Source organism: Shinella yambaruensis (genome assembly GCF_022899355.1).
Taxonomy (GTDB): Bacteria; Pseudomonadota; Alphaproteobacteria; order Rhizobiales; family Rhizobiaceae; genus Shinella; species Shinella yambaruensis.
The window spans coordinates 1-16,534 of sequence record NZ_JALJCK010000013.1 but is presented as its reverse complement, the minus strand read 5'-3'; the positions used below and the strand labels follow the sequence as shown (position 1 = coordinate 16,534).

Annotated in this window: 15 protein-coding genes; 2 read left to right on the top strand and 13 right to left on the bottom strand. The window is 66.3% G+C overall.

The window, feature by feature from the left end; all coding sequences use genetic code 11:
• Positions 1 to 39 precede the first annotated feature (39 nt).
• The 6 genes from MUU56_RS25670 to MUU56_RS25645 all read right to left on the bottom strand — a co-directional run bounded on the left by MUU56_RS25670 (position 40) and on the right by MUU56_RS25645 (position 6,458).
• Positions 40 to 432 (bottom strand): DoxX family protein, encoded by a 393-nt coding sequence (locus MUU56_RS25670; RefSeq protein WP_244770119.1) that lies wholly within the window; start codon positions 430 to 432, stop codon positions 40 to 42.
• A 197-nt stretch (positions 433 to 629) separates the two neighbouring features.
• Positions 630 to 2,354 carry a methyl-accepting chemotaxis protein gene (locus MUU56_RS25665; protein WP_244770118.1) on the bottom strand — a complete coding sequence of 575 codons (1,725 nt, stop codon included), beginning with the start codon at positions 2,352 to 2,354 and terminating at the stop codon, positions 630 to 632.
• A 161-nt stretch (positions 2,355 to 2,515) separates the two neighbouring features.
• Positions 2,516 to 2,713: a hypothetical protein gene (locus MUU56_RS25660; RefSeq protein ID WP_244770117.1), complete on the bottom strand. Its 198-nt coding sequence runs from the start codon at positions 2,711 to 2,713 to the stop codon at positions 2,516 to 2,518.
• A 241-nt stretch (positions 2,714 to 2,954) separates the two neighbouring features.
• Positions 2,955 to 3,965 (bottom strand): PAS domain-containing protein, encoded by a 1,011-nt coding sequence (locus MUU56_RS25655; RefSeq protein ID WP_244770116.1) that lies wholly within the window; start codon positions 3,963 to 3,965, stop codon positions 2,955 to 2,957.
• Between the two features lie 194 nt (positions 3,966 to 4,159).
• Complete coding sequence (locus MUU56_RS25650; protein WP_244770115.1) at positions 4,160 to 4,801, bottom strand: response regulator; 642 nt, start codon at positions 4,799 to 4,801, stop codon at positions 4,160 to 4,162.
• On the bottom strand, positions 4,794 to 6,458 hold the full coding sequence (locus MUU56_RS25645) for a hybrid sensor histidine kinase/response regulator (RefSeq protein WP_244770114.1): 1,665 nt from the start codon (positions 6,456 to 6,458) through the stop codon (positions 4,794 to 4,796). Before MUU56_RS25645 ends, MUU56_RS25650 begins: the two co-directional genes overlap by 8 nt.
• Positions 6,459 to 6,466: 8 nt before the next feature.
• Between MUU56_RS25645 and MUU56_RS32865 the strand changes: the two genes are divergently transcribed.
• Together MUU56_RS32865 and MUU56_RS25635 are read left to right on the top strand one after the other, a co-directional pair.
• Entirely contained in the window at positions 6,467 to 6,958 is a 492-nt protein-coding gene (locus tag MUU56_RS32865) for a helix-turn-helix domain-containing protein (RefSeq protein ID WP_317633316.1), read from the top strand.
• Between the two features lie 148 nt (positions 6,959 to 7,106).
• The gene (locus tag MUU56_RS25635) at positions 7,107 to 7,409 is read left to right on the top strand and encodes a DUF982 domain-containing protein (protein WP_244770112.1); all 303 of its coding nucleotides are present in this window, start codon (positions 7,107 to 7,109) and stop codon (positions 7,407 to 7,409) included.
• A 140-nt stretch (positions 7,410 to 7,549) separates the two neighbouring features.
• On the opposite strand, the gene MUU56_RS25630 is transcribed toward MUU56_RS25635, so the two are convergent.
• From MUU56_RS25630 to MUU56_RS25600, 7 genes are all read right to left on the bottom strand, one after another.
• Complete coding sequence (locus MUU56_RS25630) at positions 7,550 to 8,662, bottom strand: ABC transporter permease (RefSeq protein WP_244770111.1); 1,113 nt, start codon at positions 8,660 to 8,662, stop codon at positions 7,550 to 7,552.
• Positions 8,662 to 11,406, bottom strand: a complete 2,745-nt coding sequence (gene rbbA, locus MUU56_RS25625) for a ribosome-associated ATPase/putative transporter RbbA (protein WP_244770110.1) — start codon at positions 11,404 to 11,406, stop codon at positions 8,662 to 8,664. The genes MUU56_RS25630 and rbbA overlap by 1 nt, the downstream gene beginning before the upstream one ends.
• Complete coding sequence (locus tag MUU56_RS25620) at positions 11,403 to 12,470, bottom strand: HlyD family secretion protein (protein WP_398432217.1); 1,068 nt, start codon at positions 12,468 to 12,470, stop codon at positions 11,403 to 11,405. The genes rbbA and MUU56_RS25620 overlap by 4 nt, the downstream gene beginning before the upstream one ends.
• A 69-nt stretch (positions 12,471 to 12,539) precedes the next feature.
• Positions 12,540 to 13,361 (bottom strand): universal stress protein, encoded by an 822-nt coding sequence (locus tag MUU56_RS25615; RefSeq protein ID WP_244770109.1) that lies wholly within the window; start codon positions 13,359 to 13,361, stop codon positions 12,540 to 12,542.
• Positions 13,362 to 13,460: 99 nt separating this feature from the next.
• Positions 13,461 to 14,372 carry a carbamate kinase gene (gene arcC, locus MUU56_RS25610; RefSeq protein WP_244770108.1) on the bottom strand — a complete coding sequence of 304 codons (912 nt, stop codon included), beginning with the start codon at positions 14,370 to 14,372 and terminating at the stop codon, positions 13,461 to 13,463.
• 1 nt (position 14,373) lies between these two features.
• Positions 14,374 to 15,375: an ornithine carbamoyltransferase gene (gene argF, locus MUU56_RS25605; RefSeq protein ID WP_244770107.1), complete on the bottom strand. Its 1,002-nt coding sequence runs from the start codon at positions 15,373 to 15,375 to the stop codon at positions 14,374 to 14,376.
• A 16-nt stretch (positions 15,376 to 15,391) separates the two neighbouring features.
• A partial coding sequence (locus MUU56_RS25600; protein ID WP_244770106.1) for an arginine deiminase occupies positions 15,392 to 16,534 on the bottom strand: 1,143 nt, incomplete at its 5' end.

The window sequence follows — 16,534 nt, the reverse complement described above, 5'->3', positions numbered from 1 at the left end:
TAGTGTCGCGGCCGCGTCGGATGCCGGCCGCACGCCACCCTAGGGAAGATATGCGAACAGGCCGCCGGGAGCGCCGCCGAACAGGGAGAGCGAGCCGGCCCCGACGGTGGCCAGAGCGAAGAAGCCGCCTGCCATGGTCACGTTCTTCAGAAGTTCGGTCATGTTGCCCCTATGGGCATCATAGCCCGTAACCAGGCACCAGAGGCCGAGCAGGATGCCTGCGGTACGCGCCGGATAGCCGAGGACGATCGCGATCCCGCCGACAAGCTCGCAGAATCCGATAAGGTAGGCGAAGAACACGGCATCGGGCAGTCCCAAGGCCTGAAGGCCCGGCACCAACTTGGCTTCGCCGCCACGCAGCTTCAATATTCCCCACACGATGAACGGTACGCCCAGGAACAGGCGTGCAATCAAGAGACCCTCGTTGTACATATTGGCTTCCCCTTCCACCTTGTTTCTCGCTGGCGACAGGGATGAAGCAAAGAGCATACCAACTGAAAAACTTTATTCTTTCAAAGAGATGACTAGAATTCCCCTGGCACGGGCGGACAACATGTCGGACAGAGGAAGGACAAGTCGTCCGGAAGGGCGCCGCCGCCTGCAGGGCGCGCCTTCCGGATGCGCCTGTCTTATCCGGCCAGCCTGCGCGGCTGGAACGACGCCGGGCGCTGGTCGTGCAGGTCCATCGACCGGCTTCTGCCGCTATCGTCACCGACGCGGAACTGGCCCAGGAGGTTGAAGAGGGCTTCGGCCTCCCGGGCGAGACTGTGGCTGGCGGCCGTCGATTCCTCGACCATGGCCGCGTTCTGCTGCGTGCCCTGGTCCAGCGTGTTGACGGCCTGGTTGATCTCGCCGAGGCCGGTCGCCTGCTCCTTCGCCGCCTCGACGATGGCCGCGACATTGGTGTTGATGGCCTGCACCTGCCGGACGATCTGCTCCAGTGCCTCGCCGGTCTGGCCGACCAGCGACACACCGTTCTTCACCTGCTCGCCGGACGTGTTGATGAGCGCCTTGATCTCCTTGGCGGCATTGGCGGAACGCTGCGCCAGCTCGCGCACCTCCTGCGCCACGACCGCGAACCCCTTGCCGGCTTCGCCGGCGCGCGCCGCCTCGACCCCGGCATTGAGCGCCAGGAGGTTGGTCTGGAAGGCGATGTCGTCGATCACGCCGATAATGTTGGAGATCTCCCGCGAGGAGCTTTCGATCTGCCCCATGGCCGTGATCGCCTTGCGCACCACCTCGCCGGACTTCTCCGCATTCTCGCGGGTGCTTGCGACGAGCTTCCCGGCTTCGTCGGCGCGGCGGCTGGAATCGGCGACCGTGGTCGTGATCTCTTCGAGCGCCGCCGCCGTTTCCTCCACCGAGGCGGCCTGCTGTTCGGTGCGCCTCGACAGGTCGTCGGCGGCAGAGCGGATCTGGCCCGAGCCGGCGGCGATCGCCTGCGCGTTCTCGCCGACCGCGCTCATGGCCGCGCGCAGCCGCTCGGACGCGCCGTTGAAGTCGGTGCGCAACTGTTCGAGGCTCGGGATGAAAGGGTTGGCGAGGTGCAGCGTCAGGTCGCCCTGCGCGAGCCGCGTCAGCGCACCGGCCAGTGTCTCGACGTTCTCGACACGGCCGGTTACGTCGGTGGCGAACTTGACCACCTTGAAGACCTTGCCGTTCATGTCGAAGATCGGATTGTAGGAGGCCTGGATATAGATGCGCCGGCCGCCCTTGCCGATGCGCATGAATTCCTCCGCCACGAACTCGCCGGCCCTCAGCCGGTCCCAGAACTGGCGGTATTGCGGGCTCTGGCAATAGGTCGGGTCGCAGAACATCGAGTGATGCCGGCCCTCGATCTCGGACAACTGGTAACCGAGCGTGGCGAGGAAATTCTGGTTGGCGGCGAGGATGTCGCCGGCCGGCGTGAACTCGATGACGGCCTGCGCGCGCGACAGGGCTTCCAGCTTGCCGGCATCCTCGGCGCCCTTCAGCTTCTGCGCGGTGATATCGGTCGCGAACTTCACGACCTTGAAGGGCCTGCCGCGGCGGAACACCGGATTGTACGACGCCTCGATCCAGATCTCCTTGCCGCCCTTGCCGATGCGCTTGTATTGACGCTGATCGAATTCACCGCGCGCCAGCTTGGCCCAGAAGGCGCGATATTCCTCGGAGGCGGCCTCCGCCGGATCGACGAAAAGGCGATGGTGCTGTCCGATGATCTCCGGCAGCGCATATCCAAGCGCGCGGCAGAAGTTCTCGTTCGCGGTCAGTATTTTACCCGTCAAATCGAACTCGATGATGGCTTGGGATTTGTGCATTGCGGCAAGAATGGCGCTTGCATCCGATGCAAGGCCGAAAGAAAAGGCTGTCATGGTTCCTCCTCGGCAGCGGGTCTGGTTGAAAATTTCGCAGCAGATCGCCCCACGCAAACGTCTTGTCGACCTGCCGGCACTGCGATCCATTCGAATGGTTGAATAGCTGAAGCGCGGCGGGAACTGCCCGGCGCCTCAGGTCCACGAACGTGCGGACGGGCTCAGTGGGCCGGGCCGTCCGGCGTGGAGTCCGTCATGGACATCTCGACCAGCGCCAGATTGGCGAGAAGGCCGTCGAGCATCCTCTTCGCCTCGGTCATGCGGGCAACAAGACGCCGGATGCGCTCGGCCTCCTCGTCGCCCGTGATGACGGACGGAGCTTCAGACGCGGCTGGAGTGGAAGAAGGACTCGACTGCATGGGGCACCTCGGCGGCTTTCTCGATGATGATGTCTAAGCCCCGAATCCGTCTTCATGTCGGACCGATACGATCGCATCTATTCGGATGCCCTAAAGTAGCAAGGCTCCCTTGACAACCATGAAACGAGACCGGCCCCTTTCACTCGCCCTGTCCATGAAAACTGCGCTTATTCTACTCAAAAGCTGAATTCTGCCCGCAACAATTGAATAAGATTGTATAATTCCACGCGTCGACCTCCGTTCAGTCGGGCATGTGCGAATGCCGGAGCCTGAGGCCCATTTCCGTGGAAGAGGAGGTCAGCACGAGGCCATGCCGCGCCAGCGCGGCGACGATGGCGGAGACCGTCGCGTCCTTCATGTGCTCGCCGGTGGTCTCATATCGCCTGATCGTTGCGATGGAGACACCTGCCTCCTGGGCGAGTGTCTCGGCGGACCAGCCGAGCATCACGCGCGCGGCACGCAATTGTTGCGGACGAAGCGTCGGGTCGTTCTGCGACCCCACCGTATCGCGCCGCCATGTTTCCTCGATGAGGCCGATCCACTCCATCGGCGTGCCGTTTTCCTGGCGCACGGGCGTCGTGCGCGCCAGCACCTCCCGGTATTGGCCATCGGCATAGAGCAGCCGATAGGATATGTCGCGCGGAAGGCCGTCGCGCTCGCAGGCTTCCCTTGTCTCCTCGATCCGCTCGCGGTCGTCGGGATGGATCGCCTCCAGCCAGCCTTCCTTGCCGCACTGCACCGGAGGCTGGCCGGTCATGCTGTCCCAGCCGCGCAGGTCCCCCACCACGCCGTTCAGGTCGCGGGCCCAGAAAGCCCCGCCGACCATTTCGATGAAGGCGTTGAGCCGCGCGCGCTCGCGATAGAGGGCGGCCTTCGCCTCCCGCTCCGCGGCGGCATCCTGCACCAGGCCGACGATGCGGTTCATCGTCGTCGGCTCTTCCACGGCGATGCGAATGCGCCGCGGCGGGCGATCCCCGTCGACCAGCCGCACCTCCCGGGAAACCGAGACGCCCATGGTGACGACGGCGTACAGGGAGCGGAAATCCTCGCGATCGTCGGGGTGGAGCAGGCTGACCCAGCGATGGAGGCTGAACGCCTCGTCTCGCGGCAACCCCAGGATCCGGTAGAATCCGTCCGTTCCGCGCACCTCCCCCGTCGTCATGTCGGCGTTCCAGAAGCCGACGTCCAGGAAGCGCTCCGCGACATCCATATAGTGGCGGGAAGAAACGAAGCTCGGTTGTTTCTGCTGCATGCTCAGGTCCGTTTAGGCGGCGTGATCGGCAAAGAGGCCTGCTTGCCCCGGGATATTCCCGCCATATCGCAACCGCGAAACGCCCGCCGTAGCATCCGGCAGGAGCGGGCACTATCGGGTATACACCCGAGGCGGCCGGCATTTCCCGTCCACCACCTGACAAGCGTCAAGGAAATCGCCGGTTCGTGAGGAAACTATGGCTCTATGATCTTGTTGCGGATCGCGAAGAGCGTCACGTCAACGGCCGTATGGAGGCCGAGCTTGCGCATCGCCGCCGTCCGGTGCGTATCGACGGTCTTCACGCTGACATTCAACTGCGCGGCAATGCTCTTGTTCGTCTCGCCGAACGCCACCAGGCGGACAACCTCGATTTCCCGCGGCGTCAGCACGGAGGCGGCGCCCTGCATGGTCTTCCGGTTCGCCGCCTCCGGCGAGATGTGGATATCGCCCGCCGCCACGGCATCCATCGCGGCGAGCAAGGCGGCGTCGTCCTCCGTCTTCAGCACATAACCCCGCGCCCCCGCCTCGAGCAGAGCCGGAAGCATCCGCTCGTCGGCATGCATGGTGTAGACCAGCACGCCGATCCCCGGCATCTCTCTGCAGAGCTGGCGCGTCACCTCCAGTCCGGTGATCCCGGGCAGGGAATAATCGAGCACTGCGAGATGAGGCCGCAGTTCGCGCGCGAGCCGGAGCGCGGCCTCGCCCGTCTCGGCCTCCGCGCAGACGCGCCAGTGCGGACGGGCGGACAGCAACGCCCGGATACCCGCACGGATGAGAGGGTGGTCATCCGCAACCAGCACGTCCAGTGCTTCATCCGCCTTCACGCCCTCAGACATCGGCTTCCACCTTCTCCGCCCCGTTCATCTCCTCTTCACCGCCCCGATCCTGCGGCAGGCGAAGCCGGATGGTCGTGCCCTCGCCCGGCTGGCTGAAGATATCGGCGCGCCCGCCGCATTGCCGGACGAATTCCTGCGTCTGGCTCAACCCCATGCCATGCCCCTCCCCCGTCCCCTTCATCGTGAAGAACGGATCGAATGCCTGGCGCCGGACCGCCTCGCTCATGCCGATCCCGTCGTCCGTGACGCTGACATCCACCCAGCTCATGGCGCCCGACAGGTCCATATCCTCCACCGGACGGACATCGATCGTGATCGTCCCGCCCGCGGGCATCGCGTCGCGGGCGTTCAGCACCAGGTTGACGATCGCCGCCTGGAACTGTGCCCTGTCGATGCGGCAGGCCGCAGCTTCGCCCGCCGAGGGGGTGGCGACCGTGATGCCCGGCCCTGCCGCCTGCCGCGCTATCGGCAGGATTTCCCGGACAAGCTCGCCCGGATCGGCGGCTTCGAGACGGATTTCGGTGTTGCGCGCATAGGCGAGCAGCCGGTTGACCAAGGCCCGCCCGGCGTCGAGCGAGGTGTCGACTTCGTCGAGCAGCTTTTCCGCCTCCTGCCGGTCCCTGACCAGGGGGCGCAGGACGACGGTCGCCGAGCGGATGATCCGCATCAGGTTTCCGCAATCGTGCGCGATGCTGCCGGCAAAGCGGCCGATGGCCTCCAGCCGCTGGGTCGTCTCAAGCCGCTGCCGCGCCGCCTCCTCGCGCCGCCGGCTGCGGCGCGACAGCCATTCGAGGCCGGCGAGCAGGGTGAACAGAATGGCCGCGCCGACCAGAAGAACCGTCGCATGGGAACGCCACGACCGCATGACATCGGCCTCGCTGAGCGTGACCACCACGATCACCGGCACGATGTCCAGCCGTTGATAGCCGGCGATGCGCATCACCCCGTCGATGGGGCTCTTGCGCCAGTCGACGCCGGAAGTGCGCATGGCGAGCAGGCTGCGGAAGGGCTCGACACCTGCAAAGGACGTGCCGATCAGCTCGTCCCTGGCCGGCGAGCGGGCAAGCAGGGTCCCCGGGGAAAGAAACAGCGAGACCGTTCCGCCGCCCACCCAGAGCTGCTGGTAGAAGCTCTGGAAATAGAGCGGCTCCACCGCCGCGACGACGATGCCGCCAAAGCTGCCGTCCGCCGTCTCGATCCCCCGGCTCAGGCTGATGAACCAGACGCCGCGCGAACGGCTCTTCAGCGGCCGGCCGATATGCATTCCAACGGAAGGATCGTTCTGGTGGATCCTGAAATAGTCCCGGTCGGCCAGGCTGACCCTGGGCGTGCTCGGGAAATCGGTGTCATGGGAAATGTAGCCGCCGCGGTCGATAACGAAGAGCGCGCGCACGAACGGCATCGACGCCAGTCTCTTGTGCAGGCGGGCGCGGAAGGCGGGATCGTTGTCGGGCATGGCCGGAGCGGCCGCGAGTTCGCCGGCAATGTCCTGCAGGTTGACGTCGACGGACTGGATCGTGCGGGCGACCTGCTCGGACATGACGTGGATGAGGTTCGAGACGTTGCGTTCAGCGTCCTCGCGGGCCGCGGCATAGCTGCGCCAGAGCTCGTAGGAGAGAAGAAGGGCCGCGCTCAGGGCGAGGATCAAGGTCGGCAAGGACCGGAATGACTGCCGTGCCAAGTTGGGCAATGAGCCGGACGCACCGGCAGAACCAACTCGCAATATCAACCTCCCCTTCAGCCTGCCCAGCCGCCGCCCGCCTTGGGCGCCGGACAGGAACCATTCGCCGCAGATGTCCGTTCAGGCGCTACGCCCGCTGCTCGGGCATCACGGCATCTGCCATGGGTATACGAACGGCTAAGCCTAACCCTGAAATCCCCAGCCTATCAGTCACTATAATGACTGGTAAAGCTGAAGGTTTACTCATCGCTATGCGGCCCATGCGTATGGCACAGATTTTAGGGGAGAACGTTCGAAAGGTCCGTCTGGAACGCGGCATGACTTTGGAGTCTCTGGCAATCGAGGTCGGTCTTGCCTACTCCTACATGGGCGGCATCGAGCGTGGCCAGAAGAACCCGACGCTCGCCGTGGTCGAGCGGATTGCAGAAGCGCTGAACGTCGAGCCTGTGCTGCTGCTCACCCCGAATGCGGGATAGCGCGTTTGGAACGCCGCTTGGCCTCCGCGGCAGCGTGCTCATCCTCCGCGCGAAAAACCTCGCAATCGACCGCTCCGAGGGTTCTTGAAGTCGCGAAAGCATTGCCCATATCGAACAGGCCAGATGTCCAATTGAAAGGAGGAATTCGATGCTGGCTGACGTATTCTTCTCGACGCCCCTGCATGTGCACCTGTCCAACGGGCTTGGCCGTACCTTCGACAGCGTCAACGACACTCTCGACTTTCTGGAAAACGAATGGCCGCTTCGCCATGGCCAGCGCTACAAGCGCGCCTGCGAGAAGTGCCGCGCCGCACTCCTTCGCCAGGTGCCGGTCGCCGTTGCGCGGGAAGCCTTCGTTGCGGCCTGCCTTGAAGCGGGCTTGCCTGTCCAGGCCATGCCGCCGGTCTGGCAGCGGTCCGGGCCATCCACCCCGCCGCGCATGAGTGCCTGAATGCAGCGGCCGCCCGGGCTGACGCTTCGGGCGGCTCTCTAGCCGCGGCATTCTGGCGGCTGCGGGTTGCAGATGGCCGGTGGCGACCAGACGCCAATCGGGCCGATGCGCATCGGCGATCAGGACCTTCTTACTTAACATCATATCAGGAAGTGCCGGAACCGGCGAAGCGAGAACGCAAAAAGCGCTGCACCGATGAGGAACATGGCTGCCAGTTGCGGCCAGACGACATCGAGCCCCGCGCCACGGAACAGGACGGCCTGCGCCAGCATCACGAAATGCGTGTTGGGCGCCGCGAGCATGATGATCTGGATGATCTCCGGCATGCTTTCGCGCGGCGTGACCCCACCCGACAACAGTTGCAGCGGCATCAGCACCATCATGAGGAGTAGCCCGAACTGCGGCATCGAGCCGGCCACGGTGGCAAGGAAGATGCCGAGGCAGGTCATGGCGAAGATGTCGAGCGCGGCGCCGGCGAGGAACAGGCCCAGCGAGCCATGAAGCGGCACCGCCAGCAGCCCCTCCACGACGAAGACGAGGCAGAGGGCGGACGCCGCCAGCACGATAAGGCCCATCGACCAGATCTTTGCCAGCATGATCTCGAAGGCGCTCACCGGCATCACGAGCAGGTGCTCGATGGTGCCGTGCTCGCGCTCGCGGATGAGCGCCGCGCCGGTCAGCACGATCGACAGCATGGTGATCGAGGTGATGACGTCGCTGATCGCGCCGAACCATCCCTTGTCGAGCTCCGGGTTGAAACGGGCGCGCAGGTCGAGGGCGACGGGCGGCGTAGTATCCGGCCGGTGCCCGGCGAGGAATTCACCGATCTCGCCCGACAGGATCGACTGGACATATCCTCCGCCGACGAAGGCCTGCGACATGCGCGTCGCGTCTATGTTCAGCTGGAGTGTCGGCGTGCGGCCGGCGATCAGGTCGCGCTGGAAGCCAGGCGGGATATCGAGCGCGAAAGTGTCGAGACCGGCATCCATGCGGCTGTCCATCTCGTGATGCGAGATGAGCCGCGGCGGGACGAAATAGGGCGGATAGAAGGCGCTGGCGATGCGCACCGAGACGGCCGACCGGTCTTCGTCCACGATCGCGATCGGCGCGCGGTTGAGCGTTTCCGGCATCGCCTCGGAGGCGGTGTAGATCGCGAGCGTGAAAGCATGGACGATCAGGATGAGAAGCACGGGGTCGCGCGCAAGGCCCCGCAGTTCCTTCACCCCGAGATGAAAGATATTCGCCGCCCGCATCACCGCGCCTGCTTTCTGAGAAAGACCGCGCCGAGGCCGATCAGGACCGGAACCGCGACGAGCAGCGGCACGAAGGCGCCGGCGAGGTCGGCAAAACCGAGCGCTTTGGAGAAGGTGCCGCGCGCGATGGTGATGAAGTGGGTCGTCGGGTAGATCCGGCCGATGAAGGCGCCGAACCCCTGAAGCGACGTCACCGGATCGATGAGGCCCGAATATTGCGAGGCCGGCAGCATGGTGACGAGCGCGGTCGCGAAGATCGCCGCGATCTGGCTGTTCAGGAAGGTGGAGAGGACCAGTCCCATGGCGGTCGCCACAACGACGTAGAGCAAGGCGGCCGCCACGAACGTGACGAAACTGCCGGTAAAGGGCACGTCGAAAACGTAGATGGCGAAGGCTGTCAGCAGGAGGAAATTCATCATCGCCACGAGCACATAGGGGATCTGCTTGCCGATCAGGAATTCCAGCCGCGTGACCGGCGTGACGTAGAAATTGACGATCGATCCCAGTTCCTTCTCGCGCACGACGCTCAGGACCGCCAGCATGGACGGGATCATCAACAGCAGCATGGGGATGACGGCCGGCACGATGGCGTCGAGGCTGCGCACATCCGGATTGTAGCGGTAGCGCACCTCCAGCTTGAAATCGCCGGAGGCCGCGGCCTTGCCATAGACCTCGCGCGCCCTCTGCGCGAGCCAGGTCATGTGCATGCCTTCGATATAGCCGCGGACGGTCTCCGCCCGCGTGGGCATCGCGCCGTCGATCCAGGCGCCGATGGCGACGGTCCGGCCCCGCGCCACGTCGCGCCCGAAGCCCGGCGGGATTTCCAGCGCGAGGCTGAGTTCGCCGCTTTCCATACGCCGGTCCATCTCCGGATACCCGGCAAGCAGCGGCTTTTCGGTGAAGAAGCGCGAGCCGGAAAGCTGGAGCACATAGTCCCGGCTGATGGCGGTATCGTCATGGTCGAGCACGGCGAAGGAAAGATTGTCGACATCCATGTTGATGCCGTAGCCGATGACGAGCATCAGGATCAGGCTGCCGATGGTCGCAAGCGCCGCGCGGATCGGGTCGCGCAGCAGTTCGAGCGTTTCCCGCCGCGTATAGGCGAACAGGCGGCGAGGCGCGAAAAACCTCGATTGCGGCCGCGGATGTGTCGTGTGGCCGGCCGGCTCCATGGCGGCGGCGGGCGTTTCCTGCGCCGTTGCCGCCTCCTCCAGATAGCCGACGAACGCGGCATCCAGCGTTTCGGCGTCGCGGGCGGCCTTTATGGCCGCGGGCGTGTCGCTGACGAGGACCTTGCCGGCATGCATCAGCGCGATGCGGTCGCAGCGCTCGGCCTCGTTCATGAAATGGGTCGACACGAAGATCGTCACGCCCTCGCGCCGCGACAGATCGGCGAGGATACGCCAGAAGGCGTCGCGCGCGACGGGATCGACGCCGGACGTCGGCTCGTCGAGGATGAGGATATCGGGCTTGTGGATGGTCGCGACCGCCAGCGACAGCCGCTGGCGGATGCCAAGCGGCAGGGCGCCGGGCAGTGTCTCCATGTGATCGGCAAGCTGGAATCGCCCCGCCGCCTCCCCGACCCGCACCGCGATATCCGAAGACGGCATGCCGAACAGGCGCGCGTGCAGCTCCAGATTCTGGCGGACCGTGAGTTCCGAATAGAGGGAAAAACCCTGCGACATATAGCCGACACGCCGCCGGACCGTCAGGTCGCGCGGGTCGATCTGCCGGCCGAACAGCCGCGCCTGCCCGCCGCTTGCCGCCAGAAGGCCGGTCAGCATCTTCATCGTGGTCGTCTTGCCGCAGCCGTTCGAGCCGAGGAAGCCGAAGATCTCGCCGCGCGCGATGCGGAAGCTCACATCGTCGACGGCCGTGAAATCACCGAAGCGCTTGCTCAGATGGTCGGCCTCGATCGCCGTCTCGCCGGCCGCATCGGCCGGGCGCGGCGGCATGACGACGGCGCGGTGGCCGTCGCGCTTTCCAGCGGGCAGCAGGGCGATGAAGGCGGCGTCGAGGTCGGCGGTATCCGTGCGGCGAAGAAAATCGGCCGGCGTGCCCGAGGCGAGGACCTTCCCCTCGTCCATCGCCACCAGCCAGTCGAAACGCGCCGCCTCCTCCATATAGGCGGTGGCGACGATCACGCTCATGCCGTCCCGGCCGCTGCGGATGCGCTCGATCAACCGCCAGAACTGGCGGCGCGACAGCGGATCGATCCCGGTGGTCGGCTCGTCGAGGATCAGGAGGTCCGGATCGTGGATCAGGGCGCAGCACAGGCCGAGCTTCTGCTTCATGCCGCCCGAAAGCTTGGCCACGGGCCGGTCGGCGAAGGGCGCAAGCCCGGTGCCGTCGAGCAGCTCAGCGATGCGGCGCTCCCGCTCCTGCCCGCCATGGCCGAAGAGCCGGCCGAAGAAATCGATGTTCTCGACCACGGAGAGGGTCGGGTAGAGGTTTCGCCCGAGACCCTGGGGCATGTAGGCGATGCGCGAACACACGCCGCGCCGGTGGGCGGACCGCGCCATGTCGCCGCCGAGCACCTCGACGCGGCCCTGCTGGATCGTCCTCGCCCCCGCGATCAGCGAGAGCAGGCTGGACTTGCCGACGCCGTCGGGGCCGATCAGGCCCACCATGCAGCCGGCCGGCATGTCCAGGCTCACGGCGTCGAGCGCGCGCGTCCCGCCGTAGGAAAGGCCGACCTCCTCCAGCCGGACCACCCGGCGCTTCACCGGCGTGCCCGAGGTCATTGCAGCAGGTTTCCTTGCAGGAAAGCCGGCCATTCGGCTTTCGGATCGATGCGGATATAGGCGACGCCCGGAAGTCCGGTCTTCACCTGCTGGATGTATTTCTGCAGCAGCTCCGGCGCGATCCGCGCCTTGATGCGGAACATCAGCTTCTGGCGCTCCTCCTCGGTCTCGACCGTCTTCGGCGTGAACTGCGCCACGTCCGAAACGAATGTCGCCTTCGCGGGAATGACATATTGCGGCGCGGCGTCGAGGACGAGCCGGACCTCGGTGCCGATCGCCACGCGGCCAGCCTCGCTCGTCGGCAGGAAGAACGTCATGTAGACGTCGCCGAGATCGACGAGGTTGAGCACCCTGCCGCCGCTGCCGAGCACTTCCCCCGGCTGGGCCACGCGGTACTGGACGCGCCCGTCGCGGGGCGCGCGCAATGTGCCGTCGTTGATCTCCGTGTCGATCGCCTCGATCGCGGCATGCGCGGCGGCGACCGCCGCCTCGGCGTCCACGACCAGCGCCCGCGCCGCGTTGATCGCCGCCTCGCTCGCCGCAAGCTGCGCGCCGGCGGCCGCGACGGCGGCGGCGGCGCTGCGCTCGGCGGCCCGGCCGTTGTCGAGGATCTGCTGGGAGATCGTGTTGCTGGCGGCGAGCTGTTCGGAGCGCGCCAGCGTGCGCACGGCGACATCGTGCTCGGCCTCGCGCTGGGTGACGACGGCCTGCGCCGCCGTCCTTTCTGCCTCCCGCTGGACGATCAGCGTCCGTGCGGTGTCCACGCCGATGGCGGCCCGCTGCGACTGCGCCTTGGCCTGCCGGCGGCGGGCCTGGAGTTCGGCCGTATCCACGCGGGCAAGGATATCGCCCGCCTTCACGAAATCGCCCTCGTCGACGAGGATCTCGCTGATGCGCCCCGGCGATTTCGCCGAAACGTCGATATCGACCGCCTCGATGCGCCCGTTCCCGCTTGCAAGCCCTTCCGGCAGGGCTCCGTTTCCGGCCTGCCGCCAAGCATAGACCCCGCCGGCGGCAAGCACCGCCAGCAGGACCAATCCCAAGCCGAGGCGACCGCCTGCCATCATCATCCCGCCACTCCTTCAATCCGTTTACAATCGTCCCACCATCGCCTCGCCGGCACGTGAACCCCGTCAGCTCGACATGAAACGGTTGAGCCGGGTTTCGTCGAGCAGCGAGCGGGTCATGCCGCCGAAGGCCCACTCCCTGAGCCGGCTGTGCCCGAAGGCCCCCGAAACGACGAGATCGGCATCGTAGCGGTCGACCAGCGCGATCAGGCTGTCGCTTTCGCGGTAGCTCTCCACCGTTTCATTGCGCGCGGCCACGCCATGGCGGGCGAGAAAGGCGGTAATGTCGGCAATGCTCGCGCGCGCCCACTGGTCGATGGTGGATGCCACCGTGACCACGATGACATCATCGGCCGCCTGGAGCAGCGGTATGGCATCAAAGACCGCCCGCCGCGCTTCCTTCGTGTCTTTCCAGGCGACCACGATCTTCCTGCCGATCCTGTGTTCCGTACCCGTCCCGACGATCAGCAGGGGGCGGCCCGTCTGGAGGACAGCGCTTCCCGGATCGGACCGGCGCGCCGTATCCCGCGTCGCGGCGCCGTCGGCAGCCTGCATGACGACGAGATCGGCCGCCCTCGATGCCTGGACGAGGGCATAGGTCGGTCTTTCCATGGCATCGCGCCATTCGGTCTCGGCGGCGCCGGCGACCAGGGCCTCGAATTCCTTGCGCCGGTCCTTGAACCGGCGCTCGTCGTCATCGCGCATCTGCTGCCAGACCTCCCCGGCGAGCGTCGCGCCTTCCGGCCCGGTGACCGGCAGATAGGCGTCGGCCGCGCAAAATCCGATCAGTCTGGCGTTCCAGCGCTGCGCCAGCGCACTCGCCGCCTTCACGACCGCAACGTTCGATCTGTCGGCATCCAGATTCACGAGAATGGACTTGTAGCTCATCGGACTGTTCCTCCGTCCTGTTTGCCTTGCCGGGCAAAGGATAGTGCACCCGCAAAACACCACCTTGACGCGGATCAAGCGCAGGCCGCGCCCGGCTTCTTAAGGGTCGACCGGCTCTATCCACGTTCCACGCAGTCCCGCGACGATCTCCACGGCATCTTCGAGCCATCCGATCGCCGCCGGCTTGCCGGCAGCACGGGCGAATTCGATCCCCGCCTCGACCTTCGGCCGCATGGAGCCGGCCGGGAAGTCGCCCGGCGCGAGGTCGCAGGCCATCACGAATCCGAGCGGGCGGGCCGAAGGCCGGCCCCAGTCGACATAGACCGCATCGACGTCGGTCAGCATCAGGAGGAAATCCGCAGCGAGCTGCCGCGCCAGGAGCGAGGAGGCGAAGTCCTTGTCGATGACGGCCTCGATGCCGATGAGGCTGCCATCCTCCCGTTCCACGACGGGGATGCCGCCGCCGCCCGCGCAGATGACGATGACGCCGCGTTCGACGAGGAAGCCGAGCACCTCCGCCTCCAGGATCGCCACGGGTTTCGGCGAGGCGACGACACGGCGCCATTTGTCGTTGTCGGGCGCGACCTGCCAACCACGCTCCGCCGCCAGCCGGCGGGCCGTCGCCTCGTCATAGACGGGGCCGATGGGCTTGGTGGGCGTTGCGAAGGCGGGATCGTTCGGATCGACCTTCACCTGGGTCAGGAGCGCGGCGAACAGCCTGTCCTTCACGGCATTGCCGAGCTCCTGCTGGAGGACGTAGCCGATCATGCCGGCGGTTTCGGCATCGAGCACGTCGAGGGGGAACGGCGGGCCGGGCGAAGCGGCCGCCTGGAGGGCGAGCAGGCCCACCTGCGGCCCGTTGCCGTGGGTGATCACCAGTGAATGGCCGGCGGCGACAAGGTCGGCCAGCACGGCCGCCGCCCGCCGGATATTGGCACGCTGGTTCTCGGCCGTCATCGGCTCGCCCCGCTTCAAGAGGGCATTGCCGCCGAGGGCGACGACGATCCTCATGTCAGGCCCCGATGGTGGCGACGAGGATCGCCTTGATCGTGTGCATGCGGTTCTCCGCCTGGTCGAACACGATCGACGCGGCGGATTCGAAGACCTCGTCGGTGACCTCCATGCAATCGATGCCGTAGCTTCGGGCGATGTCCTGCCCGACCTCCGTCTCCGCATTGTGGAAGGCCGGCAGGCAATGCATGAACTTGGTATGCGGCCTTCTCGTCGCGGCCATAAGCGCGCGGGTCACGCGATAGGGCGTCAGGAGCTCTATCCTTTCCCGCCAGGCGTTCTCGTTCTCGCCCATGGAAAGCCAGACGTCGGTATAGACGAAATCGGCCCCGAGCACGGCGGCATTCACGTCCTCATCCAGCCGGAAGCTGCCGCCGTTCGCCTCCGCCATGGACCGGACGCGATCGCAGAACGCATCATCCGGCCAGAGCGAACGGGGCGAGGCGAGGCGCATGTCCATGCCGACCTTCGCCGCGCCGATCGCGAGCGACGTCGCCACATTGTCCCGCCCCTCGCCGACGAAGACGAGCGTCGTGTCCGACAGGTGCTTGTGGGTGAACTCGCGCATCGTCATGAAGTCGGCGAGAACCTGGGTCGGATGCGCCTCGTCGGTCAGTCCGTTATAGACCGGCACGCCGGCATAGGCGGCCAGCACATCCGCCTGATGCTGGCTGAAGCCCCTGAACTCGATGGCGTCGTACATGCGCCCGAGCACGCGCGCCGTGTCCTTCATCGTCTCCTTGTGGCCGATATGGCTGCCGGACGGACCGATATAGGTGACATGGGCGCCCTGATCGTAGGCCGCGACCTCGAAGCCGGAGCGGGTGCGGGTGGAATCCTTTTCGAAGATCAAGGCGATGTTCTTGCGGGCAAGGCGCGGCACCTCCGTGCCGGCCTGCTTCGCCGCCTTGAGCTCGGCGGCGAGACGCAGCAGGTAGCGGATCTCCGCGCCGGAAAAATCGTCCAGCGTCAGCACGTTGCGGCCATGCAGATTGACGGGCATGTCGGTTTCTCCTCTGTCAGATCGGATCGCGCGCGATGGGGCAGGTCATGCAGTGGCCCCCGCCGCGGCCGCGGCTGAGCTCGGCGCCCTCCACGGTGATGACCTCTATCCCGGACCGGCGCAGCAGCGTGTTGGTGTAGACATTGCGGTCGTAGCCGATGACCACGCCCGGCTCGACGGCCACGACATTGTTGCCGTCGTCCCACTGCTCGCGCTCGGACTCGTAGGCGTCGCCGCCGGTGGAGACGATGCGCAGGGACTTCAGCCCCATCGCCTCCTTCACCACCTCCACGAAGGGTCTTTGCTCCTCGACCACATCGACGGCGGCCTCGCCCTCCCCCGGTCGCAGCGAGAAGGTGCGCAGCCGCTCGACCACCGGCGGATACATGGTCGCCAAGTCCCGGTCGCAGAAGGTGAAGACGGTATCGAGATGCATGAAGGAGCGGTCGCGCGGCATCAGGGCGGCAACGACACGGGTCGCCTCGCCGGCCGCAAACAGGCTGCGTGCCAAGCCGCCGACCGCCTGCGGCGTGGTGCGCTCGCCCATGCCGACCAGCACGACGCCGCCGCCGACCGGCATGACGTCGCCGCCCTCCAGACTCACGCCGGGACCGGGATTGTCCGGCGAGACGAAGGGCAGGTCCGCATCGCGAAAGCGCGGATGGAACCGGTAGACCGCCTCCACATTCGCCGCCTCCGGCTTGCGCGCGGCCCAGTACATGGCGTTGACGGAGACCGCGCGATAGATCCAGCAGGAACTGTCGCGCGTGAAGAGCTGGTTCGGCAGCGGCGGCAGCACGAAATCCTGCGGCAGCAGCGTCCTGCCCGTCAGCCCGGCCGGCCGGAAGGGCAGCTCCGCGCGGGCGATGCCGCCCACCAGCAGCGATGCAAGTTGTTCGGCCGGCATCTCGTCCAGCCAGCCGCGCAACTCGCCCACCATGTCGTAGCCGACGATCGAGGCGTCGACGCGCCGGTCGAGCAGCCAGTCGCGCCCCTCCGGCAGGGCCAGGGTCTCGGCCAGCAACTCGCCGAAGAGGTGAACGGCGACGCCGCGCTCGCGAAGGGCATCGACGAAGACGTCATGCTCCTGCCGGGCGCGCTTGACCCAGAGCACGTCGTCGAACAGCAGCGCCTTGCAATTTTCGGGGGTGAGGCGGCG

Bases quoted from the DNA above. Each gene is read 5' to 3' on its own strand.
- MUU56_RS25670 (WP_244770119.1), bottom strand. From the start codon at position 432: ATGTACAACGAGGGTCTCTTGATTGCACGCCTGTTCCTGGGCGTACCG.
- MUU56_RS25665 (WP_244770118.1), bottom strand. From the start codon at position 2,354: ATGACAGCCTTTTCTTTCGGCCTTGCATCGGATGCAAGCGCCATTCTT.
- MUU56_RS25660 (WP_244770117.1), bottom strand. From the start codon at position 2,713: ATGCAGTCGAGTCCTTCTTCCACTCCAGCCGCGTCTGAAGCTCCGTCC.
- MUU56_RS25655 (WP_244770116.1), bottom strand. From the start codon at position 3,965: ATGCAGCAGAAACAACCGAGCTTCGTTTCTTCCCGCCACTATATGGAT.
- MUU56_RS25650 (WP_244770115.1), bottom strand. From the start codon at position 4,801: ATGTCTGAGGGCGTGAAGGCGGATGAAGCACTGGACGTGCTGGTTGCG.
- MUU56_RS32865 (WP_317633316.1), top strand. From the start codon at position 6,467: ATGACTGCCGTGCCAAGTTGGGCAATGAGCCGGACGCACCGGCAGAAC.
- MUU56_RS25635 (WP_244770112.1), top strand. From the start codon at position 7,107: ATGCTGGCTGACGTATTCTTCTCGACGCCCCTGCATGTGCACCTGTCC.
- MUU56_RS25630 (WP_244770111.1), bottom strand. From the start codon at position 8,662: ATGCGGGCGGCGAATATCTTTCATCTCGGGGTGAAGGAACTGCGGGGC.
- rbbA (WP_244770110.1), bottom strand. From the start codon at position 11,406: ATGACCTCGGGCACGCCGGTGAAGCGCCGGGTGGTCCGGCTGGAGGAG.
- MUU56_RS25620 (WP_398432217.1), bottom strand. From the start codon at position 12,470: ATGGCAGGCGGTCGCCTCGGCTTGGGATTGGTCCTGCTGGCGGTGCTT.
- MUU56_RS25615 (WP_244770109.1), bottom strand. From the start codon at position 13,361: ATGAGCTACAAGTCCATTCTCGTGAATCTGGATGCCGACAGATCGAAC.
- arcC (WP_244770108.1), bottom strand. From the start codon at position 14,372: ATGAGGATCGTCGTCGCCCTCGGCGGCAATGCCCTCTTGAAGCGGGGC.
- argF (WP_244770107.1), bottom strand. From the start codon at position 15,375: ATGCCCGTCAATCTGCATGGCCGCAACGTGCTGACGCTGGACGATTTT.